Annotated in this window: 24 protein-coding genes and 5 pseudogenes; 9 read left to right on the forward strand and 20 right to left on the reverse strand. The window is 68.6% G+C overall.

Translation table 11 applies throughout. The features are described from left to right. Window positions 1-9: 9 nt before the first annotated feature. The 8 genes and pseudogenes from ACIBB8_RS27600 to ACIBB8_RS27635 form a co-directional block, all read right to left on the reverse strand. Window positions 10-984 (reverse strand): group II intron maturase-specific domain-containing protein, encoded by a 975-nt coding sequence (locus ACIBB8_RS27600; RefSeq protein ID WP_398956574.1) that lies wholly within the window; start codon window positions 982-984, stop codon window positions 10-12. Further along, a complete protein-coding gene (locus ACIBB8_RS27605; RefSeq protein ID WP_398956576.1) occupies window positions 905-2,653 on the reverse strand; it encodes a recombinase family protein in 1,749 nt (582 codons plus the stop codon). The genes ACIBB8_RS27600 and ACIBB8_RS27605 overlap by 80 nt, the downstream gene beginning before the upstream one ends. 132 nt (window positions 2,654-2,785) lie before the next feature. Next, window positions 2,786-3,133: a hypothetical protein gene (locus tag ACIBB8_RS27610; protein ID WP_398956578.1), complete on the reverse strand. Its 348-nt coding sequence runs from the start codon at window positions 3,131-3,133 to the stop codon at window positions 2,786-2,788. Window positions 3,134-3,243: 110 nt separating this feature from the next. Next, a pseudogene (locus ACIBB8_RS27615) lies at window positions 3,244-3,960 on the reverse strand (reverse transcriptase N-terminal domain-containing protein); the annotation flags it as partial. Window positions 3,961-4,646: 686 nt separating this feature from the next. Beyond that, window positions 4,647-5,057, reverse strand: a complete 411-nt coding sequence (locus tag ACIBB8_RS27620) for a transposase (RefSeq protein WP_398956580.1) — start codon at window positions 5,055-5,057, stop codon at window positions 4,647-4,649. Between the two features lie 81 nt (window positions 5,058-5,138). Continuing rightward, on the reverse strand, window positions 5,139-5,789 hold the full coding sequence (locus ACIBB8_RS27625; RefSeq protein WP_398956582.1) for an HAD-IA family hydrolase: 651 nt from the start codon (window positions 5,787-5,789) through the stop codon (window positions 5,139-5,141). A gap of 533 nt (window positions 5,790-6,322) precedes the next feature. Then, window positions 6,323-6,685, reverse strand: coding sequence for a WhiB family transcriptional regulator (locus tag ACIBB8_RS27630; protein ID WP_398956584.1), 363 nt, complete (start codon window positions 6,683-6,685; stop codon window positions 6,323-6,325). 203 nt (window positions 6,686-6,888) lie between these two features. Continuing rightward, window positions 6,889-7,040: pseudogene (locus ACIBB8_RS27635) on the reverse strand (dehydrogenase); the annotation flags it as partial. A 472-nt stretch (window positions 7,041-7,512) separates the two neighbouring features. On the opposite strand from ACIBB8_RS27635, the gene ACIBB8_RS27640 reads away from it, so the two are divergent. Then, the gene (locus ACIBB8_RS27640; protein ID WP_398956655.1) at window positions 7,513-10,278 is read left to right on the forward strand and encodes an AAA family ATPase; all 2,766 of its coding nucleotides are present in this window, start codon (window positions 7,513-7,515) and stop codon (window positions 10,276-10,278) included. Between the two features lie 12 nt (window positions 10,279-10,290). On the opposite strand, the gene ACIBB8_RS27645 is transcribed toward ACIBB8_RS27640, so the two are convergent. Next, window positions 10,291-11,097 carry an alpha/beta hydrolase gene (locus tag ACIBB8_RS27645; RefSeq protein WP_398956586.1) on the reverse strand — a complete coding sequence of 269 codons (807 nt, stop codon included), beginning with the start codon at window positions 11,095-11,097 and terminating at the stop codon, window positions 10,291-10,293. A 320-nt stretch (window positions 11,098-11,417) separates the two neighbouring features. Between ACIBB8_RS27645 and ACIBB8_RS27650 the strand changes: the two genes are divergently transcribed. Next, window positions 11,418-11,888: an SsgA family sporulation/cell division regulator gene (locus ACIBB8_RS27650; RefSeq protein WP_398956588.1), complete on the forward strand. Its 471-nt coding sequence runs from the start codon at window positions 11,418-11,420 to the stop codon at window positions 11,886-11,888. 507 nt (window positions 11,889-12,395) lie between these two features. Here ACIBB8_RS27650 and ACIBB8_RS27655 read toward each other — a convergent pair. After that, a complete protein-coding gene (locus ACIBB8_RS27655) occupies window positions 12,396-13,382 on the reverse strand; it encodes a class I SAM-dependent methyltransferase (protein ID WP_398956591.1) in 987 nt (328 codons plus the stop codon). A 73-nt stretch (window positions 13,383-13,455) separates the two neighbouring features. Here ACIBB8_RS27655 and ACIBB8_RS27660 point away from each other — a divergent pair, with 73 nt between their 5' ends. Next, on the forward strand, window positions 13,456-13,701 hold the full coding sequence (locus ACIBB8_RS27660) for a hypothetical protein (RefSeq protein ID WP_398956594.1): 246 nt from the start codon (window positions 13,456-13,458) through the stop codon (window positions 13,699-13,701). On the opposite strand, the pseudogene ACIBB8_RS27665 reads toward ACIBB8_RS27660, so the two are convergent. From ACIBB8_RS27665 to ACIBB8_RS27675, 3 genes and pseudogenes are all read right to left on the reverse strand, one after another. Continuing rightward, a pseudogene (locus tag ACIBB8_RS27665) lies at window positions 13,672-13,755 on the reverse strand (response regulator transcription factor); the annotation flags it as partial. The gene ACIBB8_RS27660 and the pseudogene ACIBB8_RS27665 overlap by 30 nt on opposite strands. 57 nt (window positions 13,756-13,812) lie before the next feature. After that, complete coding sequence (locus ACIBB8_RS27670; protein ID WP_398956596.1) at window positions 13,813-13,947, reverse strand: hypothetical protein; 135 nt, start codon at window positions 13,945-13,947, stop codon at window positions 13,813-13,815. After that, window positions 13,944-14,234 (reverse strand): ATP-binding protein, encoded by a 291-nt coding sequence (locus tag ACIBB8_RS27675; protein ID WP_398956598.1) that lies wholly within the window; start codon window positions 14,232-14,234, stop codon window positions 13,944-13,946. The genes ACIBB8_RS27670 and ACIBB8_RS27675 overlap by 4 nt, the downstream gene beginning before the upstream one ends. 580 nt (window positions 14,235-14,814) lie before the next feature. Here ACIBB8_RS27675 and ACIBB8_RS27680 point away from each other — a divergent pair. The 4 genes and pseudogenes from ACIBB8_RS27680 to ACIBB8_RS27695 form a co-directional block, all read left to right on the forward strand. Further along, a pseudogene (locus ACIBB8_RS27680) lies at window positions 14,815-15,084 on the forward strand (Tn3 family transposase); the annotation flags it as partial. A 273-nt stretch (window positions 15,085-15,357) separates the two neighbouring features. Then, window positions 15,358-16,170, forward strand: coding sequence for a phytanoyl-CoA dioxygenase family protein (locus ACIBB8_RS27685; protein ID WP_398956599.1), 813 nt, complete (start codon window positions 15,358-15,360; stop codon window positions 16,168-16,170). A gap of 63 nt (window positions 16,171-16,233) precedes the next feature. Further along, window positions 16,234-16,557: pseudogene (locus tag ACIBB8_RS27690) on the forward strand (helix-turn-helix domain-containing protein); the annotation flags it as partial. Between the two features lie 85 nt (window positions 16,558-16,642). Continuing rightward, window positions 16,643-17,017, forward strand: a complete 375-nt coding sequence (locus tag ACIBB8_RS27695; RefSeq protein ID WP_398956602.1) for a DUF6193 family natural product biosynthesis protein — start codon at window positions 16,643-16,645, stop codon at window positions 17,015-17,017. A gap of 96 nt (window positions 17,018-17,113) precedes the next feature. On the opposite strand, the gene ACIBB8_RS27700 is transcribed toward ACIBB8_RS27695, so the two are convergent. The 4 genes from ACIBB8_RS27700 to ACIBB8_RS27715 form a co-directional block, all read right to left on the reverse strand. Next, the gene (locus ACIBB8_RS27700) at window positions 17,114-17,767 is read right to left on the reverse strand and encodes a site-specific integrase (RefSeq protein WP_398956657.1); all 654 of its coding nucleotides are present in this window, start codon (window positions 17,765-17,767) and stop codon (window positions 17,114-17,116) included. 65 nt (window positions 17,768-17,832) lie between these two features. Continuing rightward, window positions 17,833-18,723, reverse strand: a complete 891-nt coding sequence (locus tag ACIBB8_RS27705; RefSeq protein ID WP_398956603.1) for a hypothetical protein — start codon at window positions 18,721-18,723, stop codon at window positions 17,833-17,835. A gap of 117 nt (window positions 18,724-18,840) precedes the next feature. Then, window positions 18,841-19,530: a helix-turn-helix domain-containing protein gene (locus ACIBB8_RS27710; protein ID WP_398956605.1), complete on the reverse strand. Its 690-nt coding sequence runs from the start codon at window positions 19,528-19,530 to the stop codon at window positions 18,841-18,843. Between the two features lie 249 nt (window positions 19,531-19,779). Beyond that, window positions 19,780-20,295 carry a Tn3 family transposase gene (locus ACIBB8_RS27715; protein ID WP_398956608.1) on the reverse strand — a complete coding sequence of 172 codons (516 nt, stop codon included), beginning with the start codon at window positions 20,293-20,295 and terminating at the stop codon, window positions 19,780-19,782. Between the two features lie 55 nt (window positions 20,296-20,350). Between ACIBB8_RS27715 and ACIBB8_RS27720 the strand changes: the two genes are divergently transcribed. Together ACIBB8_RS27720 and ACIBB8_RS27725 are read left to right on the forward strand one after the other, a co-directional pair. Further along, on the forward strand, window positions 20,351-20,572 hold the full coding sequence (locus ACIBB8_RS27720; protein WP_398956610.1) for a hypothetical protein: 222 nt from the start codon (window positions 20,351-20,353) through the stop codon (window positions 20,570-20,572). 88 nt (window positions 20,573-20,660) lie between these two features. Next, window positions 20,661-21,602, forward strand: coding sequence for an alpha/beta fold hydrolase (locus tag ACIBB8_RS27725; protein ID WP_398956659.1), 942 nt, complete (start codon window positions 20,661-20,663; stop codon window positions 21,600-21,602). 190 nt (window positions 21,603-21,792) lie between these two features. Here ACIBB8_RS27725 and ACIBB8_RS27730 read toward each other — a convergent pair whose 3' ends face one another. The 3 genes from ACIBB8_RS27730 to ACIBB8_RS27740 all read right to left on the reverse strand — a co-directional run bounded on the left by ACIBB8_RS27730 (window position 21,793) and on the right by ACIBB8_RS27740 (window position 25,076). Beyond that, a complete protein-coding gene (locus ACIBB8_RS27730; RefSeq protein ID WP_398956612.1) occupies window positions 21,793-22,176 on the reverse strand; it encodes a DUF6009 family protein in 384 nt (127 codons plus the stop codon). 198 nt (window positions 22,177-22,374) lie between these two features. Continuing rightward, window positions 22,375-23,949 carry a phage/plasmid primase, P4 family gene (locus ACIBB8_RS27735; RefSeq protein ID WP_398956613.1) on the reverse strand — a complete coding sequence of 525 codons (1,575 nt, stop codon included), beginning with the start codon at window positions 23,947-23,949 and terminating at the stop codon, window positions 22,375-22,377. Next, window positions 23,946-25,076 carry a bifunctional DNA primase/polymerase gene (locus ACIBB8_RS27740; protein ID WP_398956615.1) on the reverse strand — a complete coding sequence of 377 codons (1,131 nt, stop codon included), beginning with the start codon at window positions 25,074-25,076 and terminating at the stop codon, window positions 23,946-23,948. The genes ACIBB8_RS27735 and ACIBB8_RS27740 overlap by 4 nt, the downstream gene beginning before the upstream one ends. Window positions 25,077-25,554: the final 478 nt, after the last annotated feature.

The raw sequence follows: 25,554 nt of genomic DNA on the forward strand, positions 1-25,554 counted from the left end.
CCCGAAGGCTCACAGGCGTGCAGTGCCGCATGACGTGTGGATGAGACGGAGCTCGACCCCGTCCGACGTGTCGATCCCGCTGTAGGTGATCTTCCTGGCAGTGATCGCCTGGCGGGTTCTCCGCAGCCATTGCTCCCATTCGGTGGGGCTGGACGGCGGGTTGTCGACGTGCAGCAGCGGACCCCGGCAGATCAGACACTGTCCGTTCTGCGTCTGGAGCAGACGCAGGGTGGCGCGGTCGATCGGCGGGGGTGCGCTGGTGCGGCGCCGTTCGGCCCAGTAGGCAGCCAGGGCAGGGTCGTCCGGGGACGCCGAGCCGTTGACCATCTGGTGTCGGACGATCTTTGTCCAGGCGAATTTCAGCAGGTAGGCGCCGCTGTCGCGGTCGCCGAAGACCCACCGGTCCTGCCGGGACTTGTTGAACGTGCCGTAGTACCGGGCGGTGACCCAGTGCCGGGGCTTGTTCGGGTGAGCGCGGGTTGCCCACTTGTAGGTGAGCTTCCACATGTAGTCATCCAGCGCGGTGAAGACCTCGCTGGCGACCACGCTCCGGTAGTAGGCTGACCACCCGCGGATAATCGGGTTGAGCCGTTGCATCACCGCAGCGGCGTTGGCCCCGCGAAGGGACCGCACCTCGGCGCGCAGCCTGTTCCGGATCCGTCTGACGGCTTCGCGGCTTGGCTTGATCAGCAGCTTGCCGTGATAGCGGCGGATGGTGAAGCCGAGGAAGTCGCAGCCCTCTTCGAGGTGGACGACGCGCGTCTTGTCCTCGTTGAAGACCAGTCCTCTCGGCCTCAGCCACTCGGCAAGCTGGGCCTTGACCTGTTCGGCCTGTTCCCGTGAATGGCACAGGGCGACAAGATCGTCGGCGTATCTCACCAGCAGCGGGGAGCCCGGCATGGTGTCACCGGCACGGCGGCCGGTCTGCCGGTACTGGACTCCCGCAGCCGTCTCCATCCCGTGCAGAGCGATGTTCAAGAGCACGGGGCTGGTCTCGCCCCCAACGCAATTGGCAATCTGGGCGTGCGTCACCCTCCGTATCAGTGGCGGGTTGGTGTGGATCACCGTGGGCAGTGGTTCTCCGGGTGGGGATGCGATGCCGGATAGTGATCTTCTCGGGGCCGACGAGGATGTCCTTGACGAGGAGTCGCAGGACGCGCTGGCGTGCGGGGACCTCGGCCAGGGCGGCGTTGCCGCGCAGTTGGGCGAGGAATCCTTCGATGTCGTCGGCGAGTTTGAGGTAGGCGTCGCGGTCGGCGAGTTGGGCCTCCAGTGCGTCGAGCTGTCCGCGTAGGTTGCTCTCGCGGGCGCGCAGGTCGGGGATGCGGGCGCGGAGTTCGTCGATGGTGATCAGTTGTTCCTGGAACGCCTCGATCATCCGGGTGATCGCGGTGGTGGACTTGGCCAGGGCGGACTGCAGCCGGGTGCGCTGGCGGGTGGCCGGGTCGGATGTGCGGGCCTGTTCCAGGCGCTTGTCGATCTCGATGCGGATCAGGTGCGGGTCGGCGATCAGTGCGGTGACGTGGTTCCAGACGAGGGTGTCGAGGTAGTCGGCGCGGACAGGCTTGTTGGTGCAGACCCGTCCGCCCTGGTAGCGGTAGGCGTCCGAGCCCAGGCACCGGTAGTAGTAGATCTTCTTGCCCGAGGTGGTGGTGGTCGAGGTGCGGTAGTAGCCGTATCCGCAGGCGGCACACGCGCTCAGGCCCTGGAGCAGGGAGGGGACCTTGGTATTGCGTGCGGCGAAGCGCTTGTTGTCCTCCAGCCGCTGGGCGGCGCGCTCGAAGGTGTCGGTGCTGATGAGCGCGGGGACGGGGATGGTGATCCACTCTTCGCGGGGACGGTCGGCGGTCTTGACTGCGCGCGGGGTGGTGCGGCCCTCCAGGCGGGCTCGGCGGTTCAGGCCTGGGGACTCGTGCAGGATCTGGGTCTTGCCGAAGGCCGCTTGGCCCGCGTAGGCGGGGTTGCGGAGCATGCCCCAGACCACGCTGCGGTCCCACCGGTGCTTACCGGTGCGGGTGGGTGTGCCGGACTCGGTGAGCCAGCGGGTCAGGTCCGCGATCGAGGCGCCGTCGTCGACGTAGCGGCGGAACAGCTCCACGACCAGGGACGCTTCGGACTCGACAACCTCGTAGCGGCCGCCGCACTCGGGGGTCTTGCGCAGGTAGCGGTAGCCGAACGGGGCGCCGCCCAGGACGTTGACCGACCCGGAGCGGGCCCGGTAGTTCTTCCCGCGCCGGTAGCGCTCCATCAGCTGTGCCTTCTCGTACTCGGCGAACATGCCCTGGAACTGGACCAGCAGCTGGTCCTCCGGGGTGTCGCCGCGCGGCCCGTTGACGAACTCCACCCGAGTGCCCGCGCGGGCGAACTCCTCGATCAGCAGCGCCTGATAGGCGAACTTGCGGGCCAGGCGGTCCGGCGCGTAGCACAGCACCACGTCCACGCCGACCTGCGCGACCAGGTCCCGCAGCCGCTCCAGCGCGGGCCGTACCAGGGTCGCCCCGGAGTGGCCCTCGTCCTCGAAGACCCATTCCTCGGGCAGTTCAAGACGCTGCCCGGCGGCGTGCGCGCGCAGGGCCGCGGTCTGAGAGCCGATCGTCTGGTCCTTCTTCTGTCGGGCGGAGGACACCCGGGCGTAGATCGCCACGCTGGTCATCGGCCTCTCCTGCCGGGTCGGGGCCGGCCCGGATACGGGCTCGGCGCTGCGGTACCAACAGTGCGTAGGCCGCGGACAGGTCCGCCGCCGCATGGCGGTCGAAGACCGCCTCCACCTCCACCGCCCGGTCGCTCACCTGCGCGGACGCTTCCCCGGATCGCCCCGCTGAAGGAACTCAGCCAGCGCCTGGGCCACCACCGCGGAGATCGTCGCCTCGCGTGCGCGGGCCCGCGCACGAACCTGCCCGGCCAGCGACCCCGGCAGCTTGACGGTGAACACCACACTCGCCTCGGGAACTTCAACGCGCCCAGCAGCCATGGCCTGCTCCACATACCGGTGTGCCTGACGCACCGACACATCGAACCTGTCCGCCAGGGCGCGGGCGGCAGCCGCCGCCGGCACACCGGTGCCGACCAGATCAGCGGCGGCATTGACCCGCCGGGCGTACTCGGCGCCATCGACACGATCACCACGAACCATGTCACAAACCTACTACCCACTGTGACGCCCCTTACTCCCGGAGCGCGGAAGCTTCTCCAGGCGTCGGTAGCTCAGCGTTACCTCGAAGCGGAAGTTGCCGACTGTGTCGGGGGCGTGATCACGCCGCCTTGGGGAGTTCCCTCCTCGGTCGGCGTGAACCGGCCTTTCTCGACCACACCCGCTCGCAGCCACTGCTCGATCTGTTCCCGCGCGGGGAACGTGCCGAGCTGCTGGAGAAGGTGATCGTGGTCGATTCGGTCGAACGCCGCTGCTAGGTCCGCGTCCAGTACCCACCGGCGGCGGGCTTTGCTGCCCTTGGCCGTCCAGTAGATCGCCGCGATCGCGTCCTGACAGCTGCGGCCAGGCCGGAAGCCGTACGACTTCGGCTCGAACCGCGCTTCCCACTCCGGTTCCAGTGCCTGGGAGACCCGGGCTTGCTGCACCCGGTCCAGGATCACGGGAATGCCGAGCGGGCGTCTCTTGCCGCCTGGCTTGGGGATATACACCCGCTTGACGGGACGGGCCGTGCCTGGGCTGGTCCGGTGCTGGACCCAGTGGGCCAGTTCCGATTTGCCCGAGGTGGTCAGAATCACCTGACCGTCGATCCCGGCCGCCTTGCGTCCTGCGTTGATCTCCGTCACCCGACGCACGCTGACCAGCGTGTTGGCCCGGGAACGGAGCATCAGCTTCTGCAAGTTGCGGACCCTTTTGAGGTCCCCTGCCTGCGATGCCGTGAAGATTCTCTGCCGCAGTCGCCGTACTGACTCTTCCTGGGCCTGCCAGTCGATGGCATCCCAGTCGAGTGGAGTGCCCTCCGGTCCGTTCACCGGATCGGTGCTGGTCGCAGCCGGATCGGCAGCGGATATGACCGTCACGGTGTCTAACTTGCCCTTCGGTTCCAGTTCCTGTTCAACAGCGCTCTTCACAGGCTCACCCGGCCCACGTCAGCACCCTTTCGGGTCCGAGCATCTGCCCGTATCCGGCCAGTTATGCGGGACTCGGCGGAGGCGCCGGTGTGTCCCGGTTTCCTGCTGCCTTTCGGCGGCCGGCGTTGGCTTCTTGGGCCGTCCTGCACCCGCTGGGGAGCTGGGCCTCCCTTACGGTCGGCTGACCAGACCGACAGGTCTGGACCCCAACGGGGTTGTCGCGTTCCGCACGTGTGAGATGCGACCGGGGTGGGCGCCCTCATTACCCCGGGACGGTGGTGTCCTCCCGGCCGACTCGGTGTCTTCGACCGGCACCTGCCGCTTCTCAGCGGCCAGTCCTGCACCCCGCTCATACGTCCCATCTGCGAGGCTTGCCATCACGGAGCATCGTTGAGGGTTCAGTGAGCTTCACCCGTCCGGTCTTCCCCTTGCCTGTGGTCCCCGGATGGAACGGGAGCCCTTGGGCTTCTTCCCCGAGCTTCGCACCCCGCCGTTACCAGCGGCGCACGTCGGAGAGGGGACGGGCCTTGGACACTGGCCCGGGTTACGTCATCGGCGTCATGCCGACCTCCTCACTACGTAACCACTCACAGCGTGCGACCTCGCGTCGCACCGCCGATCTGGCAGTTGCCGCGCTTTCCCAGCGCACCGCAGTACATCCGCGCCACCCCCGGTGAGTCATAGCCGTCCTTGGGAAAGCCCACATCGTCGATGGCGTACGCCTCCGGCGCGATATTCGTCGCACCCCAACGGGCCAGCCGCTCACGGACCTTGGCCCAGTCCCAGGTCGAGGAGGACACGAACTGCTGGAGCTGCTGGTGGTCCACGCCCAGGCGCTCGGCCATCGGCTGCATCGACTTGCGCTTGCCGTCCAGCATCAGCCCGCGCAGGTACAGCTCGCCCTTGGCCCGCTGATCCCGCCGGGCCAGAGAACCGAGCATCTCCTCCGCGAACGCCTCCAAGCGCGTGCGGACCTTCTCCATCTCCTCAGGTGTCACACCTGAAAGAACATCACAACCTATCTGGAGATGATCAATCGGGGTACCTAACAAAGCCCTACTAGTCGCATATATGTCTCCTCACGAGGTGACCCGGTCGGGGCCCTTGTCTGTCAGGAGGATGCCGAGCAGGGTCTCCAGGGCGGTGACCGTCCGGGCGGGCTCCACGGCGTGGACGGTGGCGAAGCCCAGTTCGGCCGCGGGCGGCAGATACTGCTCGGTGTCGTCGACGAACACGCACTCCTCGGCCGTCAGACCGAGTTCCTTCAGCACGAGCCGGAAGATCTCCGGTTCGGGCTTGCGCGTCCCGTGGACCTCGGACAGCACCACGGCGTCGTAGAGGTTCTCCACCTCGTATCCGTCGTACAGGTTCCACGGAGTCATGCCGACGGAGTTCGACAGGACCCCGACCTTCACTCCGGCCCGGCGCGCGGCGGCGGCCGCCGCGATCACCGACGTCTCGGGGCGCAGATCGGCGAAGATACGGCCCATCAGGTTGTCCGGCGGGATCCCGAGGAGCCGGCCGGCCGCTTCGTTCCACTGCGTCTGCGTGAGCGTGCCGCGCTCCAGCTCCTCGGTGAGCCTGATTCCCTCGGGGTTCAGGTACATGCCGGTGAGCAGAGTCCCCTCGGTCAGTTCCTCGCGTCGCTCGAAGGCGAGCGCGGCGGGCAGCAGAGGTGTGGTCAGCACACCACCGAAGTCGAGGACGAGGCCCTTGCGGTGCTGGATCATACTCACACCTTAGAAGGTGGGCCGCCGCGGCCTCTCGGCAGGTCGTCAGGTATCCCGCCGCTCGGTCACATGTGTGAGCGGCGGACGGACGGCACGACCCTCGCGGGGCGGGGTGGACCCGGGGCGGGCGGGCTACATTGTTCCCGGTGAAGGGTTCTCCGCCGCCCCGGCGACGGCGGCGGGAACCCGGCTCGCCGGCGGACCGGTCGCGGCCGACGGGTCGTACGGTACCGGAAAGCCGCTCTCTCTCCCGGACCGCTCCGGATCGACTCGATGTCTCAGGAGCCGGAGCGGAAGCGGCCCCACGTGACGTGCACACCAAACGTGACACGCCGGAGCGGTACGGCGCCGTGCCTCAGACCATGGGGCTGACCGCCGCGCTCGAGGTCTTCGACGAGTTCGGACTCGGCGGGAATGGCGGGCGCAGCAGGAACAGCTGGAACGGTGGCCTCGTTTTCAGCGGTCCAGCCCCGTCCTCAGCGGTGGGGTTCGGTCTACAGCGGTCGAGTTCGGCCCCCAGCGATCGGGATCGGTCAGCGGTCGAGTCCCTTCCGCGCCGTGCCCGGCCGCCGTCTCGCTGCGCGGCCGACGGCCCGGGACGGCGTACGGCGGGCCTGCAGAGGAATGCTGTTCAGCACCCTGTCCTCGTGCGTCCGGGCCGCCTCGAAGATCTCCGCCCAGGAGGTCACGGCCGGACGGCGGCGCAGCAGCGCACGGCGTTCCCGTTCGGTCATCGCGCCCCACACGCCGTATTCCTCGCGGTTGTCCAGGGCATAGGCCAGGCAGTCAAGCCGGACCGGGCAGTCGGCACAGACGGCCTTGGCCTCGTTCTGAGCGCCTTCGGCGAACATCCGCTCCGGCCGCGTCCGGCACAGCCCTCGGTCGACCCAGTCCATGCCCACCTCGCTCCCCAGCGGTGCGCCTGCCGGGCCCCGCCTGTCGCATCCTTACACATGTGTGAAGTAGATACGTATGACATTAGCTCACCTGTGGCGGCACTGCCCGCGCGCCGGGTCGCCGCGGCGTGCCGCCCGGTGCGGCGGTGTCAGTCCTCGTACCGGATGCGGTGGCACAGCGCGGGGAGGTCGCCCGCGGCGAGGCCGCGGAACATCGGCATCTCGGTGCCACGGCTGACCCCCGACCACAGCGTGCGCACCAGGAACTCGCCGTCCTTCGGCTCCGGCACGTCACGTCCCGGAGCTCGCCGTGCCCCGGCGAGCGCAGCCAGAACGCGCGGGCGGAGTGACCCATCATGGTCCTCCTGAAGGATCGGTGCTTCGGGTCGATGACACATGTCTCGCAGGAGAAAGTACACACCCGGCGCACAGGGCCGTTCCAACCGCTCGGAAGCCGCACAAGAAACTTTTCAGCCATAACAGGTGACGGAAACCCCAGGAGACACTTAGTCTTCTGTCCCGGGAGGAGTGGGACAGGCGGCGGGACATCATGGGCGCAGCCGCCATTCCAGGTGAGCGCACCCCATGTGTGATGCGCTCACCGGCCGTACGGGGGCACGACCGCGACCGTGTCGGCGGCTTCCGGAGCGCACCACCCACCCGAGGTCCGGAGACGAACCGCGCAGGTGGTCGTCGCCACGGCGACGAGGAACAACGACGTACCCTCGCCCTGCCGCCTGGCGCGATCCGTACGCACGGGCAGCCCCGGCCGGGCGCTGGTTCAGCAGTGAAGGGAGTGGGGGACAGTGGAGTCGATCGTCGGGACCATGGTCGGCCGCGAGAGCGAGCAGGAGGTGCTGTCGGCACTCGTGGTGGCCTCCGGGGGCCGGGCTCTCGTCCTGCGGGGTGACACAGGTGTGGGCAAGAGCGCTCTGCTGGACCACGCCGCCGTACTCGCGACCGGCGAGAAACACAGGGTGATCAGAGCGGCCGGGGTCGAGGCCGAGTCGGAGCTGCCGTTCGCCGGTCTGCACCAGTTCCTGTATCCGCTGCTCCCCTACATCGGCCAGCTGGACGACAGCCACCGAGGCGTCTTCGACGTCGTCTTCGGCAGGAGCGAGGGCACACCTCCCTCGGTCATGACCCTCGGCATCGCCGTCCTCGACCTGCTCTCCCTCACGGCCTCGCAGCAACCCCTCCTGCTGGTTCTCGACGACGGCCAGTGGCTCGATACCTCCAGCACGGAGGTGTGCGGGTTCGTGGGGCGCCGACTCACGGGCAGCTCGGTGAAACTCGTCGTCGGCCTGCGCTCCGAAGTGCCCTCGGGTTTCGACACGGCCGCGCTGCCCGAACTGCCGGTGACCACGCTGTCGGAGAAGGCCTCCGAACAGCTCCTGGACATGCGCCATCCCGGACTCGATCCCCGGATCCGCCGTCTGGTCCTGGACGAGGCCCAGGGAAACCCGCTGGCCCTGCTGGAGCTGCCGCCCTATGTGCGCGGCGACCGGGCGGGATACGACGCCGAGGAACTGTTTGGATACGCCGGCGTCCCGCTGCCCCTGCGCCTTCAGCACGTGTACGGCTCTCGTATCGAGGCCCTCAGTGACACCGTGCGCGCTGAGCTGCTGCGCGGCGCCCTGGACGGCGTCGGAGCCGGTACGGCGGCCGGCCGCACACGGGGCACGCGCTATCGCATGGTGAACGCCGACGAGGCTGCGGCCTGCGGCCTGCTGGACATCGACCCGCTCAGCGGTGACTTCGTCTTCCGGCACCCGCTGGTGCGGTCGACCGTTGTCCAGACGGCGACCCCCAACGAGCGGCGCGCGGCGCACGCCGCCCTCACCCACGTACACCGTGATGACGTGGAACGGCGCGCCACACACCTGGGGGCCTCGACGATCGACCCGGACGAGGAGGTCGCGGCCGCGCTGGAGACGGCGGCCGACTCCGCCACCCGACGTGGCGGCGCGCTGGCCGCCGTCGCCTGGCTGACCCGTGCCGCGGAGCTCAGCGAGAGTCACGAGCAACGGTCCCGGCGGCTGGGCGACGCCGCGTTCATCGCCGGCCACGCGGGCCTGCTGGACCGGGCCCAGCACTTGGTCCGCTCCGACACGCCGTCCGGAAGGACCGAGTCTCCGATCTCGGTGGTCACCTCGGCCTATGTGGCGCTGTACGAGGACGGGGACGTACGGTCCTCGCAGCGCCAGGTCGTCGCGGCGATCGAGAACTTGCGTGACGACATCGAGAACATGCGTGACGGCGGGGAGCGGCAGCCGAACGAGGTGCTCACACGGCTGGTCAACCTGCTGCTGGCCATCAACCAGTACGCGAGTGACGAGGCCGCGTGGGAGCGCACCCATGAGCTGCTCGGTTCCCTTGGCGACCTGGTGTCCCCGCATTCACACGTCTACAAGGACGCCTGGGGCGATGTGGTGCGGCACGGCGCGGGTGTGCACGGGCGGGTGGAAGGTGCCTTCGCCGACCTCCGCGAGCTCGAACCGTGGGACATCAGCCGGCTGGGGGTGGCCGCCTACCACGTGGACACACTCAGCCCGTACCGGCCGCATCTCCAGCGCACCGTGGACCGCGAGGTGGAGACCGGGGCCATGGGCTCCGGCATGACGATGCTGCATCTGATCATGCTCGACCAGATCACGGTCGGTGAGTGGGACGAGGCCGAGCGCACCGGACAGCGCTGCCTGGACCTCACGACCTCCCACCGGCATGCGCTGTTCGCGCATCACACGCGTGCGTATCTGGCCCAACTGGCCGCCCTGCGCGGCCAGGTCGAACGCGCCCGGGAGCTCCAGGCCATGGTCGACGCCTGGTCCCGCCCCCGCGGCGTCGGCTTCCTCACCCAGATCGCCGACGCCGTCGGCACCACCGCCGCCCTCAGCGAAGGCGACTACGAAGCCGCCTACCTCCACGCCATCGGCATCACACCCCCCGGCTCCTTCGAGCCCTACGCCCACCAAGCCTCCCGCACCCTCCTCGACCTCGTCGAAGCAGCCGTCCACACCGGCCGCTCCGAACAAGCCCGCCGCCACGCCCTCGCCGCCCACCAGGCCGGCCTGCCCGACATCTCCCCCCGCCTCGCCCTCATCACCTACGGCGCCCTCGCCATGACCGCCACCGACCCCACCGAAGCCGACCAGATGTACGAACACGCCGAAACCCACCCCGCCGCCGCGAACTTCCCCTTCGAACTCGCCCGCATCCGCCTCGCCCACGGCATCCGCCTACGACACACCCAGGGGAGGAAGTCGGCACGGCATTCGCTGACCCTGGCCGCCGAGACTTTCGAGCGGCTCGGCGCACCCACCTGGACCGAGCGGGCCCGGGCTGAGCTCCGAGCCACCGGCGCATCCACCGTCGCCTCCTCGGCGCACCTCGCCGCGCTGACCTGGCAGGAACGCCGGATCGCCGATCTCGCGGCGGGCGGTCTGACCAACAAGGAGATCGGCGAACGGATGCACCTGTCACCGCGTACGGTCAGCTCCCACCTCTACCGGGTGTTCCCCAAGCTGGACATCACCTCGCGCGCCGCACTGCGCGACGCGCTGGGCAAGCTTCCCGGCGACCAGAACGTGTGACCTGGACTGCGTTCAGCTCTCGGCGAGATGTGCGCGGATGCCGCGTTCGTCCAGCCAGCCGAGCACATAGTCGGCGACGAAGCGCCATCCGCTGTCGATGACCAGCGAGTGGGCGCGGTCCGCGAACTGCTTCAGGTCGGTGACCGCCGTGGAGTCGCCGTACTGCTTATACACCGCGCGGGTGACGGAGTCGGGCACCAGCCGGTCCCCCTGTCCGGAGATCAGCAGAAGCGGGCCACGGCCCGCGTTGCCGATGTCCGCCACGGCACGCGGGCTGCGAACCGCACCCGCGCATCCGAGGTCGGTGAGCAGGCGCCGCGGTGCCGGCACCACATAGCGCTCGAAGAGCCGGTCGGACTCCTCCGCTCCGACGGTGTTCGCAAAGACGTGATGGAACTGTTCCGGAGACAGGGACACCAGCCGGTCGGCGGCGTCGGCCTGGGCGGGAGTCCACAGCCGCCCCGGGGAGGCGGGCAGCGGGATGTCGTTGATCGGGGCGGATGCGATGGCCACCGCGGCGCGGCCGACATTGGCTCCGATGAGATGCTGCGCGATGAGCCCGCCGACCGAGTGGCCGACGATCACCGGCGAGATATCGAACGAACGTACGATTCTGGCGTAGTGGTCCGTCAGCGCGTCCAGGCCGATGCCGCCGAGCGTCTCGGGGGACTTGCGCACTTCCCCAGCGGCCGCGGCCTCCCCCGGCCACCCGGGCGTGAGGGCGAGGAACCCACGGCTGGCGAAGCGCTCGGCCCACGACTCCCAGGAAAGCGCGTGCAGCCACGCGCCATGGATGAAGACAACGGGAGTACGGTTCACGGCTGGTTCCTCCGAGCATGACGACCACCCGGCACCGGCACGCGGGCGACTGTTTCAGGATCGTTCAGGCACGGGTCAGCGGCGACAGTCGAATGACTTAATGTTCACGACCGTCGGCGCACGGGCCCGGACGGGACCCGCGGAAAGACTCCCCCGGAAGGACACCCCAAGGGGACAAGTGTCCACTTGGCGGGCGGCCGTCACGGCCACCACCGTCGCAGCAGGTGATGTAGAACGGTCAAGTTACTTATGTACGACGCCCCCGCGGCGACAACAGTAGGTCGGGCCAGCCTCCAGCCACAGAAAAGGATCCACCCGACATGAGCGGTAAGCAATCACGGGTACAGGCCCGCCGAACGGCATCGCACGGTGGTCCCGAGCTGATCCTGGACATCGAGCGCGTGCTGGACGTCTCCGCCCGGCAGGCGATCAGAGCGGACTTCCGGTTCGCCCCGGAGTCCCCCTTGATCGTGTGCGTGGAGTTCCTCATCGAAGGCGGGCCGCGCGTCCTGTGGCGTATCGGGCGAGACCTCCTCCAGCAGGGGCTGTACTCGATGAGCGGACTCGGGGACGTCCAGATCTGGCCGTCGAACCTGGAGGCGCGGGAGACCGCGTGGCTCCAGCTGACCTCCGGTGACATGGCGGCCCTGTTCGAGCTCCCCGTGCCACCGCTCGCGGAATGGCTGCAGTGCACCTATGAACTCGTTCCCGCAGGTCACGAGCTGTCCGGGATCGACTGGGACGTCGCCACCGCGGACCTGCTCCAGACCCCCGAAATGGACTCCGACTGATCACGGGGAACGCTCCGCATCATCCCGCGCGACAAGTGACGACCCCTGAGAGGGCGTTTAGGCATGTTAAGCAGCGATCCACCCTCTTTGAGGTCAGTGATTTTTGGAATACTTCGCCCCTTAGCAGCCTATTCGTGCACTCCGAGGCGATGATCGGTGAGCCCGTTTAGTTCACATATGGCGCTCAGATTCCGTCTGGTTTGGCAATGGCCTGGAGGCTCCCTATCCATAGGGAGCCTCCAGGCATTTCAGGCCATGCACGCTAGCGGCGAATGCGACAAAACACTCTGAAACAGCCAGCGTGAATCAACATCAAACGCCCACTGAGAAACGGTCACCTGGCGCCCGCACCACGGTGCCCGCCGAACGGTCCGCGAGCGGGACTCGCGGCGCCGTGCGACGCCTTACGGGGGTCGTGCGACACCCCACCGGTGCCGCAGGCGCAGAACCGAGCGCTTGAGAGGGCCACCTCGGCGTCGAACACCCCCTGGATCCCGAGCCCGCGGTTCAGCACGCGGGGCGTCGGGCCGCGACGAGGACAGGGCCGCCCGGCACCGTGGGGAAGGTCCTCGCCTCCCCCAGCCCGAGCGCTACGAGTTCCTCGCTCATGCGCGCCGTGTCGAAGGCGTTGCCGCCGCCGCGCACCGCGGTCCACTGGCCGACGGAGCGGCGCAGCGCGTCATCGACGGCGGGGTTGGTCCCCGCCACCAGCCACGCGCCCGGCGCCAGTGCCGCGACGAGTCGGGGCAGGGCAGCCCGCAGCGCCTCCTCCGACAGGAACGGCGCCGGCAGCCAGATGAGCTGGTAGGCCTCCTCTTCGTTTACGTCCGCCGCGTCCCCACGGCGCAGGGACACCCGAGCGGCCACGGCCGGATCCGCCGCGGCCAGCTCCGCCCGCCCCAGGCCCAGGGCCCGCTCCAGTACGTCGATGCCTTCCACCCGCGCCTCAGGGAAGCCCTCGGCCAGCGCCAGGGCCAGTGCCCCGACGCCGGTGCCCACGTCGAGGATGCGGCTGCCCGCGGCCTCCAGCCGCTCGGCACACCCGGGAAGCCGCGGTACAACCTTCCCGGCGAGCGCGCGACCGGTCGCGGTGGAGGCTCGCCCCTGGCTGAGCAGCACCTCGTCGCTCTGCGCGCCCCAACCACCCTCCGCCGCCCCCGTCTCGTCGGAGGCGGCGGCCGAGACGGCCTGACGCAGCGAACCGAGCTTCGCCTCCACCGCGCTGCGTGCCGTCGCGGAGTCCGCCTGGTCGAGCGAGGTATGGACGACGTACCCGTCGGGGCCCTGACGGACCAGGCCCACGCTCTCCAGGACCGCGGTGCGCCGCGGATCGCGCGCGAGTACGTCCGCGAGGGGCTCCGACAGTGCCTGCCGCAGGGTGCTCACGATCGCGGCCATGGCCCACACGGCCGCCTCCAGGACTGCCACCGGGTTCTCGCCGAGCGGCGGGGAGAGGTCCGGGGAACGGCCCGCGGATTCGGACGGTGTGGACATGGGAGCCTCCGGAGGAGTGCTGCGGCGACACATGTGTCGCGCGCTCGTACAGACACATGCTGCCATAGCAGGTGTGAGTTCCGCGTACCCCGGCGACAGCGAATTCCTTGACGGAGAGGTCGAGTTGGTGGCCGTCGCGGCTGGCGGTGCGGCGCATCGGGTCGAGTTCGATGCCCACCGTGCTCAAGGCGCGGGACCGGGCGGCGGGGCGACGGCGGGCCAGGGCGCGGATGCGCAGAACGAGTTCGGGAAAGTGGAAGGGCTTGGCGAGGTAGTCGTCGGCGCCCAGGGTCAGGCCGCTGACGCGGTCGCCAGGTGAGTCGGCGGCGGTCAGCATCAGGACCATCACCCGGCCGTCCCGCTCGGTGATCATCTGACAGAGGGTGTCGCCGTGGATGCCTGGCAGGTCGCGGTCGAGCACAACGACGTCCTACGCGTTGACGTCCAGCTTGACCGCGGCGTCGAGCCCGTCGTGAGCCATGTCCACGGCCATGCCCTGGTCGCGCAGTCCCTCGGCAATGACTTCGGCGAGGGAGTGGGCGTCCTCGACCACCAGGACTCTCAACGCACCCCGCCCGTCTCCGTGTTGGGAGCTTCCGCTGTCGCCCCGCCGTCCGTACGGGGGAGGGTAATGGTGACGCGCAGGCCGCCGCCGGGGCGGGCGCGCAGGTCCAGGGTGCCGTGGTGGGCCTGGGTGATGGCCGCGACGATGGAGAGGCCGAGGCCGCTGCCCTGGCCGGAGCCGGTCCGGTCGGCGCCAAGACGGCGGAAAGGCTGCGCGAGGTCCGCCACCCGCCGCTGGTCGAGGACCGGTCCGCTGGACTCGACGACGAGGGACACTGCCGCGATCACGCCCGGAGCTGGCCGAGCTTGCCGCCATCCCTGACGTCTCCATCGGCGAGCGTGACCGGGACAAGAAGACACGTCGGGCACCCTCCACCATTCCGCGGGGTCGCTACGCGATCGATCCCGAGCCCTGGGGACCCCCTACGTCGTGCAGGAGGATCAGAAGAACCCGAAGCCGGCTCAGCCGCGGGGACCTCGGATCTGCCGCGAAGAAGGCTTCGTCATTTCAGCGGGCAGCCGGCAGACAGTGCTGGTGCACCCCCGACGACGACGCCGGCCTTCAGCCACTGCCCAACTGGGAGAACAGCACTGGGTGCTGCGGACCGACCGGCGACGAGGGACTCAACCGAGCCTGCCCCTGCGGTGCTCCGGTCGCTACGCTCGCGGCCGACTGCTTCGGGCCCTACGAACTGCACCTCGACCCCGTCCGGACTTACGCGTTCTCCCAGTAAGACCGCGAAGCGCACGGGGTCGACGCGATCGACACGCCCGATGGAACGCGCCCACTCAACTTCTTCACGACTACTTTCTGTCGTGAATTCGGCTCGCAGGCGGACCTGTCCCTGAGCTGGACTAGTTCGGATAAGACCAGCTCGGCTCACTCGGTCTGGTCCTCAACGCCATCGTGCTCTGGACGACCCGCTACATCGACGCCGCCGTCGCCCAGCTCCAGGCCGAGGGCCACGAGATCCGCGAGGAGGACATCGCCCGGCTCTCCCCGCTCAAGCACCGCAACCTGAACCTGCTCGGCCGCTACAGCTTCACCGTCTCGACCCCGGCCGCCAGCGCCCTGCGGCCGTTGCGTGATCCGGACGCGCCGGAGCCGGACAAGGACGACGACGGCAGCGAGGACTGAGTCGACGCTTCCGGAGGTCGGCGGTCCGGCCTTCGAGTAAGCGGCCTCGGGGAACTCGGTGGTCCCGGCGTACTGGCACTTCTCCCAGACGGACTGGCGAGAAGCCCCCAGCGGGTTCGGGTGTGAAAAGTTGCGGTACAAGAAAGTGCCGCTGAGGTTGATCATGGTCGACTAGTCAGCGCGCACCGCCTGACCGCGCTCCGGTGATCACCCGACAAAGGCGGTGCGGAGAATGTCGGGTAATCGGTGCCGGTGTCGCCGCACGATGGGGGCATGGATGACACGACCTTGGTATCCCGTTTCCTCCGCGACGGCTTCGTGAAGTTGGAGGGCACTGTCGCGCCGCGCGTGGCCGCGGACTGCGCGCGGCTGCTGTGGCGAGAGACGGGCTGCGCCCCGGACGACCCGTCGACGTGGACGCAGCCCGTGCACTGGGTGGGCGGCATGGCGCAGGGGCCGTTCGCCGCCGCACCCAACTCCCCGTCGCTGCAGCGCGCGTACGACCTGCTCGTCGGCGCGGGACGCTGGGAGCCGCGCTACTCGCTGGGCACTTTCCCGCTGCGCTTCCCGCACGAGGAGGAGCCGGACGACGCGGGCTGGCACATCGAGGGGAGCTATCTGCCGGAAGGCGAGAGCTGGTACTTCACGAATCTGCGCTCCCAGGGCCGGGCGCTGCTGATGCTGTTCCTGTTCAGCGAGGTCGGTGAGGAGGACGCCCCGACCCGGATCCGGGTCGGCTCGCACCTCGACGTGCCAAAGGTGCTGGAGAAGTACGGGGAGGACGGGGCGAGCGGGCTGACCCTCGCCCCCGATCTGGTGGCGGCGTCCGACCACCGGCCACTCGCCCTTGCCACCGGGTCCCCGGGCGACGTCTTCCTGTGCCATCCGTTCCTGGTGCACGCGGCTCAACCGCACCATGGGGTGCGGCCGCGCTTTATGGCACAGCCGCCGCTGATGCCGGCCGCACCGTACGAACTGGAACGGGCCGACGGCGCGTACTCACCCGTGGAGATTGCGATCCGCCGGGGTCTGGGACAGGGCACCCCCGGTCCGGACGGAGACGGCACCGGCCGCAGCGCCGGGTAGACGTGCTTCACGATCATCGCTGGCAAGGTGGTCGTGAAAAGGGAAAAAGAAAGGAGGCCGGGCATGCTGGAGCGGCTGAATCAGGCCATGGAGCACATCGAGGGCCATCTCGACCAGGACCTCGACGTGGAGGAACTGGCACGCATCGCGGCCACCTCGGAGCACCACCTGCGCCGGATGTTCTCCGCGCTCGCGGGAATGCCGCTGTCGGAGTACGTCCGGCGCCGCCGGCTCACCCTCGCGGGCGCCGAAGTACTCGCGGGGCGTGAGACGCTGCTGGAGATCGTGGTGCGTTATGGCTACGGCTCCGGCGAGGCGCTCGCGTGGGCGTTCCGTGCCATGCACGGCATCGGACCGGGCGAGGCCCGGCGTACCAGGACCGGTCTCAGCGAAGTTTGGTGAGTCTCATCGAAGTTTGACCATCAGGGTGGAGCGGGTTGTCCTGGCCGAGTGCAGACGTCATGATCGCGGGATGGCTGAGGAGACGGTTGTCGAGAAGACCTGGCGGCTCATGCTGGAGGGGCATCCCACGGCGCGACGGGGAGAGCCCGCAGTCATAGAGGCCGCCTACGCCGAACCTCGGCTGCGGGCCTTGTTCCCGTTTCCGGGCCACGGGGCGCTCACTTTTCACCGCAACACGCAGTTCCCGTGGAGCAACGACCTGCCGTTCATCGTGGGCGACGCGCAATCGTGCATCGTGTACGCGCCACTGGGCGCGTCGTCGCGTGTCCTGGGCGAGTCACTCACACCGAATGAGGCGGCCGCGTTGGTGGTGGCCCACCTGCCGCACGACTGCGGGCCGGCCTTCGAGGGGCCGTGGCCCCCAGCGGAGAGCTCCACCGACTGAACCAGCCGCAGAGCAGCAGCCGCCGTGCCGGTCAAGGCCCTGTAGTCCCAGCTCGGACGCCAAAGAGCAAGTAACCCGCCGGTAGGTTCTGGAGGTTCAGCGACGGCGGCGGGCGGCGGGGTCGCGCTCGGCGACGTGCCGGGCGACCGCGTCGACGCCGGGGCGGGCGTATCGCTCCAGGGAGCGTAGGGAGGCGTGGCGGGAGCGGGCCAGCAGCATCGGTGTTGAGGTGCCGTCCTCGGCATCGTGTGTCAGGGCACTGTGGCGTAGCCGGTGGAGTGTCCAGCCGTCCAGGTCCTCGATGTCCTCGGGTGAGGCGAGGGGGTTGGCCAGGAGCCGGGTGTTCTCCTCGAAGATCTCCTCGGCTCGGCGGTAGGAGAGCCGGGCCCGGCCGATCTCCGGGCAGACGTCGAGCGTCGGCGTTCCGGCCGGGGCCTTGCGGTCGGTGAGGAACAGCGGGCCGCGGGTGCGGCGGGCGATGAGGCGGGGCAGGAGCTGGGCCGTGCCGGACTGCCAGTGGATCCACTCCGTTGCCCCGCCCTTGGCGGTGATCCTGCCGCGTTTGTCCTGCAGGTACAGGTCTTCCACGTTCAGGCACAGCACCTCGTCGGCCCGTGCAGCGGACTCGTAGAGCATCTTCCAGAACGTCTTCTCTCGCAGGGTGATGTCCAGGCGCCACAGGGCGGCGATCTGGTTCTCCGCGAGGGCTTTGGTGCGGTCGGGCGGTGCCGGCCGCCGCCCGATGCCGATCGTCGGGTCGCCGGCAGCTGTAGAGCAGGGCCGAATCGCACTCTGTGGCCCAGAGCGAGCCGGGATCAGCGTCCGTTCATGCGCAGCACAGTGATGGCGCCGACCGTCGTGTAGCCACGCCATTCGAGTGATGCGGCGGCCGAATAGCCGGTGAAGTCGACCACCCACCCGCCGTCCTGTCGCTGCCCGAGTTCCAGGCGGTCGAGGTCGTCCGACACAGCCTGGGGGTCGAGCAGGCCGCGGATCGGTCGCCCGGGCTCGGGCGCGTAGTCGAGAAGATGAAGCGTCTCGCCCTCGGTCCCGCCGACGACGGCGAGTGCCCCGTTCTTTGGGACGAACCGTCCAAGGTGGTCGAGGAGGTCACGCGCCTCCGGGTGGGTGTCGGCTGCGATGTCGAGGAACTGGAGCGCGAAGGAGAGCACGTACGCGAAGGGCCCTTCGTCGATCTTACGGATCGCGTCGAAGCAGTACCGCGTCGCCATCGCCAGCCATGGATGGTCTCGTACGGCTTCATCCCAGCACGCGGTGCGATACGCCTGCGTCGCGACTGCGGCCGTGATTTGCAGCGATGACTCCGAGGGATCCGCTTGTACCCAGAACGGGGCGCACGCCGCGGGGTCGCCGATCGGAAGCGCGAACGGCAGCCCGCCATCAGGCAGAGTCACGGAGTCCAGCCAGTCGAGTAGGGCTGCAGTGTGCGGCGAGGTCGCAGGGCCGGCGTCGGCGAGCGCCTCGAGCGCGTGCTGGGCGCCTCCTGGCTGGCTCTCTGGTGCACGAAGGTCCGGTTCGAGTCCCCATCCGTAGCCGCCGTCGGGGTTTCGGTAGGCGTCGAGTCCGTGGATGATGGCCTTACGAGCCGCGTCGCTGTCGGTGGTGACGGCCTCGAAGCGCCGCTGATCGAGAACTCGCGCGTGCGAGGCCATGAACGCTCTCGCGCGACCCAGGTTGATGCTCATACGAGGACCCTGTCATCCGTTGGCTACGTCAGGCTTGGACGAAACGGCCAGCCGAGGGGAACGAACACGAAGCCAGAAAGGCGAGCATTTGAGAGGGCGTCATCCTGTTGAAAACAGCTAAGCGACGCGTGTGAGCGTGGTGGGTGTCTGGCCGGTGAGCCGTTTGCTCTCACGGTTGAAGTGGGCTTGGTCGGCGTAGCCGGCTGTCGCCGCTGCACTACTCAACGGCAGGCCTGCTCGTGCCAAGTGGAGTGCATGCTGGAAACGGTGAATCCGCATGAGCGTCTTGGGGCCGTAGCCGAAGAGCCGGTTGCTGAGCCGACGCAATGATCGCTCCGATAGGTCGTGGAGCTCTGCTGTCTCACGCACGCTCAGGCCTTCGCGAGCAGCGCGGTCGAGAGATGTCGCCAGACGAAGGACGGAGCGCTCCGGGTCCGCCCGCGTCCATAGGGCGATGAAAACCCGTTCGAGCGCGTCGGCCGCGTTGTCCTCGAACGACCAGCCGTCGTGCCTGGGGAGTACGACGAGTTCCGACAACTCGACGCGCCGCTCCGTCAGTTCGTGTGCGGGCACACCGAGAAGTGCGTACGCCACGCCCGGAGCGAGTTGGAGACCCCAGGTCACCTTGCCGGCATGCGTCGGCACGATGACCGTCCGAGTGTCGGGGCCTGCCACGACGAGACGGTCCTGGAACCACATCAGATCCATCACGCCGTCGGGGGCGATGCGCTTCTCGGGACCATCTGAGAGCGCCCGCCACATCGTCGCGCCGGTTCGGACGCCTCGTCGTGTCGTATAGCTCCCCACGTATCGTCCACCTCCGCACCACGCACACAACTGCGGCCGACTGTAGTGCAGACGACTTTGGAATATCCGGGGTTCGCAGGCCCCGGACCTCGCTACCGCTATCCGCTGCACCGCTGGCCCTTACAGCGACCGCCCGCAGGACGTCACGGAGCGGTACACGTCACCTGGCTGTAGCCAAGCCATGCGAGAACAGGGCCTCGGACGCCACCTCGACTCCCCCGACACGCTCAGCGTGCGCTGGTGGGCCGGTCAGGCGGCCCGGCTGAAGCCCGCTGCGGTCGGGCCCTCGTCGCGGAGCGGAGTGAAGTCGACGTCGAGTTTCGGGTCGTACGCCTCGGGCTGGATGCCGAGTTCGTGAATGGAGTACTCGCCGAACCGGTTGATGTGTTCGGTCAGGTATGGCGAGATGTGGGCCAGGTCCTCCGGGTCGATCTCCCACCCCTCCTCCAGCAGTTGGCGGACGATCTCGGCCATGTCCAGGGCGTTATGGAACACCACGGTGTTCGTGAGCAGCGCGTTGAACTTCATCGCCTTCTCCTGCTCGACGGGGTCGTTGTCGGCGATGACGCCGCGGTTGCCGAACCCGAGCCACTGGGAGAAGCCGTTGAACGCCTCGACCTTGTTCGTCGCCGCGGTCACCCGCCGCCGCAGTGGGGCGTCCGAGAGGTAGCGCAGCAGTTGCACGGTGCGGATGACGCGGCCGACTTCGCGGAACGCGGTGTAGGTGGCGTTCTTCCGCGATCCCGAGCGCAGCCGCTTGAACACGACGAGCAGGCCGCCATTGCGGTGAGCACGTGATCACCCGGCTACTTTGCCGCTGGTGTCCGGGCTAGGACTCCAGGGCCTGCACGTGGTGGCCGGCCGGTCCCTGTTCGTCTGGGAGATGGAACTGATCAACCCGCCGGACAGACCCGACCACCGCCCGCCCGGGGTCGCCTGGATCACGACGCCGGACGGCGGTCGCTCCGACCGGGTCTCCCTCCACCACGCCCGAGGCCGCGGTCTGAATCCGCACCGCTCCCCCACCGCACCGCCTCCATGACTCAGATCACATCATGACGATCGAACTTCTCGCCCCCCGCAGCGTCGTGTCGGTGTCACAGACACCTGCACACCAGACGGAGGTCCCGATGAACCGGCCCACCCAGCACACCGACGGCTCGACGCCCGACATGGGCCCGCTCTCCCCCGGCACCCACTCCTACCGGCTGGCCGGGCTCGTCCAGCGCTACCACGTCCACGGCAGCGGCCCCGTGTGCGTCGCCCACTCAGGCGGCCCGGGCATCAACTGGGAGTACATGCGCATGCCGGCCCTCGAAGAACACCTGACCATGGTGTATATCGAGCCCGTCGGCATCGCCGAGGACAGCCGTCTCCCCTCGCACCCGCACGGGTACACGCGGGAGCGGTACAGCAGCTTCCTGGAGATTCTGATCAACCGGCTGGGCGCACCCAAGGTGCACCTGCTGGGGCACTCGCACGGCGCGTTCGTGGCCGCCTACCACGCCCTGCACCGCCCCGACCGGCTGGCGGGCGTCGTGCTGTACGAGGGCGCACCCGTCACCGGGGCCGAGCACGGCGCGGAGGCGGGCCGCATGGTGGAGGCGTTCGCCGCGAAGCACGCCGGCCATCCGGGGCTGGCCGGTGTGATGGCCGCGTTCGGCGCGATGTCGAGCATCTCCAGCGACGAGCAGACCGTGGCGGTCGCCCGGGGTGTGCTGCCGTCGTACTTCGCCGACTACTGGGGTGACGAGGAGCGGCTGGCCCCCTTCCGGGACGCGATCCGGGCCACGTACATCTCGGGGCTGGACGAGGACCTCACGCCCGACGTCATCGACGACCGCGTCGCACTCAAGGGACTGGAGGTACCGGCCCTGGTCGTCGTGGGCCGGCACGACGTGATCTGCGGAGTGCGCTGGGGACTCGAACTCGACGAACTGATCCCCGACTCACGACTGCTGGTGCTGGAGAACAGCGGTCACATGGGACACATCGAGGAGCCCGACCTGTTCGCGGACGCCGTCCGCGGCTTCGTCTTCGAGACCGCCGCCTCGCGGGACAGCGCCGCGTAGGACGGCACGACACCTCGTGACGTGCGTCGGCTCTTCCCGGGCGGACGCACGTTCCCGGGCGGACGGATGCTTTCCGGACCGACGCACATGAACTCCGCGAGGACTTCGCTCGTCCTAGTAACGGAGGGCTGTCGGCCCGGCCTGGCCGGGGAGGAAGGTCTGCTCGGGCGCTTTCTCGACGGTCGCGGTGTCAGGGCGCCGACGTCGCTACGGCCACCGAGCCGCTCTGGGACCTGGGCGTCTTCACTCCCGGCTTCCTCGGGGTGATCGTGCGCGGGTCGACCGCCTCACCCGGGGCCCCCTCGCGGTACAGGCCGGCGGGCAGGCTGTCACGGTCATGGGGCAGCAGGAAGAACACCCGGCGCTTGTACAGGCCGCTGTCGGGGTCCGGGGAGGCGTCCTCGTCCAGCAGCGCGTATCCCACCATGCGCCCGTCACGGGCGTACGGCGGCTTGGTGTTGCGTCGCCTGGTCTTGTCCAGTGCCTGACGGACGTAGTCGAGCCGTTCGAGGTTCTCCAGCCACACCACCTCGGCCTCGTGGATGAGGTCGCTCTCGGTCAACAGCGAACTCATGGCTGCAGCCCCTCCTTCGTCAGCGTGCTCCCCTGCCATGGGGCATGGCACGGTATCTGTCCGTATCGCTCCGGCCCGCTCACCGCCAGGTGGCGGACCGCTCTGAGGCCACCGCACGCGGGGCCTGATGACCATCGTAGAGCGCACGCCGACAACGGTGTAGGCCACGTGGTGGAGAGAGCCGACCTACCCCAGCCGTCATGGGTGCTCCAGCAGTGCGATGCCCGGATAGTATTTCCGCCCATTCGACTTAAACATGTCGGTCGGCGAAGCCACGCCCACTTCCTGGCGTACGCGGTTGGCGAAGGCCCGGGGCGTCGCGGGCCGGATCCCCTCGCCCGCGTTGCACCAGGAGCTGTACTCCGAGTAGAGCAGCCCCTGCTCCACCCGCAGGTCCTTCCCGGAATCGCCGTCGCGCGTGCAGCATTCGGCCAGGAAGCGGCCGATGTGGTCCTCGGTGGTGGCGTAGGCCGTCGTGGCGATACGAACCCTGTCAGGGCCCTCCAGCGGGTCCCTGGTACGCAGATAGCGCTGCGCCCCCTCGATCAGCCAGTGGAGGATTCCCGGGCCCTCGTCGCGGACGAGCTCAAAGGCGAGGTTGTCGATCCTGCGGTGCGCCGGGACCGTGCGCGTGAAGGGCAACAGGCGGATGCGCCGCCAGAACGCGAAGCCGCCCGTGGAAACCTCGGGACGGTGGTTGCCCAGCAGCCACAGGTGGTGGGTGGGGGTGAACGAGAAGTAGTCCTGCCGCATACGGCGGGCCTTGATCTTGTCACCACCCGTCAGAAGCCGGACGCGCGCCTCGTCAAACTTGTCGTTCGGCTTCAGTTCGCTGCACACGATCAGGCGGCGCCCGTGCAGTTCGGTCAGCTCGGTGGAGTGCTCCGAGAAGGCGCCACGGTCCATCAGAAAGCCCGGCGGGGCGGCGTCCGCGTAGTCGCCAAGGATCTGAATCATGATGTCGAGCAGCACGGACTTGCCGTTCTTGCCCTCACCGTGGAGAAAGGGCAGGACCTGGGCTCCCACGTCGCCCGTGATCGAGTACCCCAACAGCAGATGCAGGAAGTCGATCATCTCCCGGCCCTCGTCGTCGTCACCGAAGGTGTCCGCGAGGAAACGGTGCCAGCGAGGGGTCTCCATGGCCTGCGGGGCGACGCTGGTGGCCCGGGAGTGGAAGTCACGGGTGGGGTCGGGCTTGCGCAGATGCCCGTTGTTGAGGTCGACCACCCCGATCGGGGTGCACAGGGCGTAGGGATCCCCGTCGAGCCCGTCCGGGTCCAGGGAGATGTTCGGTGACGCCTTCGCCTGGGTCAGCAGGGCCTTCAGACCGGTGGTGGACAACGTGCGCCGCCTGTGCTGCGCGAGCTCACGGTCGCTGAAGACTCCTCGCGGGTCGGTGGCCGACATGTCCTCGGCCATCTCTCCCGCGGCCCACAACGCGGCCTTCTCCCCTCCCCCGCGCTTCCACCGGTAGCCGTCCCAGGCGAACCAGCCCAGGCCCTCGACATGGCGGAACTGATCGTGATGGAGCTGTACGAACAGGCGAGCGTTTCCCCGGTCGGAGAGCGAAGGAGGCAGCAGTGACGGCTCGGCACCTCCGCCGGCCACGACACCTCCACCGGGGGCGGCGGCAGGCTGCGCGGGAGCACCCGCAGAGCCCTGGGTGGGCAGCCGGGCGGAACCTACGACCGGGGGCGCCGACTGCAGGTCGAGCATCTGCTGCGCGGCGGCCTGCGGATCGAAACGCGGTGAGCCTTCGGCGCTGCTGCTCATGGACGTCCTTTGAGGCGGAGAGGGCGGACGGACCCTACGGCAAGGGCGTCGTCGACGATCTTTTCATTCCGGGACTGCTGCCAAGGGCGGGCGTAGTGGGCAATACGGATAAGTCGGTCTCGAATGGCGGCGTGGTCAAGGTGCCCCGCCCCGACCAGACCGCCGGCGGTGTAGGCCGCTCGGTTGAGCTTCTCCGAGAACCCGGTCCCCTCCGGGGCCTTGGCGCACTGCGCGATCTGCGCGATCAGGAGCTCCATGAGCTGTTCGGCGGAGGCTCCACGGCGGGGGGTCCGTTCCCGGGCCGGGGCAGCAGTGACGACGGCAGGAGCCTGGGGCTCGACCACATGTCCCGTACGGCGGAGTTCACGCTGGAGCCACTCGGGTAGCACGGCCGGATGGCGCGCCACCCCCTCCGCACGATAGACGCCCCGTGGCGTACGGGTCCCGGGGGCGACGATGTAGCCGCCATCAGCACGCACATCGACCTGCCAGGCGAGGGCCGTGTGCCGGGCGGATCCGGTCGAACACCTGTAGCGGATGGACGTATGGGGATTGCGGTACCAGACATGCAGTCCGCCTGACGGGGTACGCACCCGCAACGTGTGTGTGTCCTCGGCCGGGGAGGTTTCTCCCCGGTAGGCGGCCAACAGGGCCAAAGTGTCGAAACCCGAGGCCAGACCGTCGAGCTGCACCTGGTCGGGGATGGGGATTCCAGGAAGCAGGTGTCCCCGATCAGGAACGGATACCTGGTGGGCGTCCACATCGATGACCACGAGCCCCGCGGGGCCGCAGGCGACACCCACTCCTGCGGAGGGGCTGTCGGTCCACCAGCGTTCGATCAGGCCGGAATCGGTCGTCGCAGCGTGGAAGCCGTGACAAGGACGTCCTGCAAGGGGGCAGGGGCACGACGCCGGGTCGTGCCTGCCCGCCGAGCAGGCGGCACAGTTCTTGACCGGAGTCTTCCTCCCAGGGGCCAGCGGATGGACCGGCCAGCCCTGGGCGGCACACCACCGGGCAACCGCCCACGAGGATCCGGGCGTGACTCTGGCTGCGCTGTCGCGGCTCTCACCTTCGCGCGGCACAGGAATCGTCCTCGTCACTTCTGCCTGCTCGATCACTTCACACACCTGACGTGGGGGCTGTCCCCCGCCAGGGACCGAAGGGACTCTGATGCGAAAAGAGTGTAAGGCCCACCTTCGGAAAACGGAGTCTGTCTGCCCCGCGTGCCATTTCTATCAGTTCTTTGGGTCCCTTGGGTCCCTTGGGTGTGAGGTTCTCTCCCACCCAAGGGGCTGAAGGGACCGAAGAGCACAGTGCACTTCGCCTGCCATGCGGCGGTCCACTGGAGCGGCGTAGGGACCGAAAGGGGCCAGGGACCAGGCGCAGGGTCTGGGCACTCAAGCAGTCCCTGGCAGGGGGGAAGGGATCTATGCAGGTCAGAGCCTTGAGGCACAAGAAAACAGGGACTGTAGGGACTGAACGTCGCCATTATGAGCTGTAGTAGATATGTTTTGGTATGCGCGCGTGTACGAATAACTCTCTTGTCTACGTCATAATTGCGAGTTTCGGTCCCTACAGTCCCTGCAAGTTCCTGGGAAAAGCCTC

This window comes from Streptomyces sp. NPDC051286 (genome assembly GCF_044455345.1).
Taxonomy (GTDB): domain Bacteria; phylum Actinomycetota; class Actinomycetes; order Streptomycetales; family Streptomycetaceae; genus Streptomyces.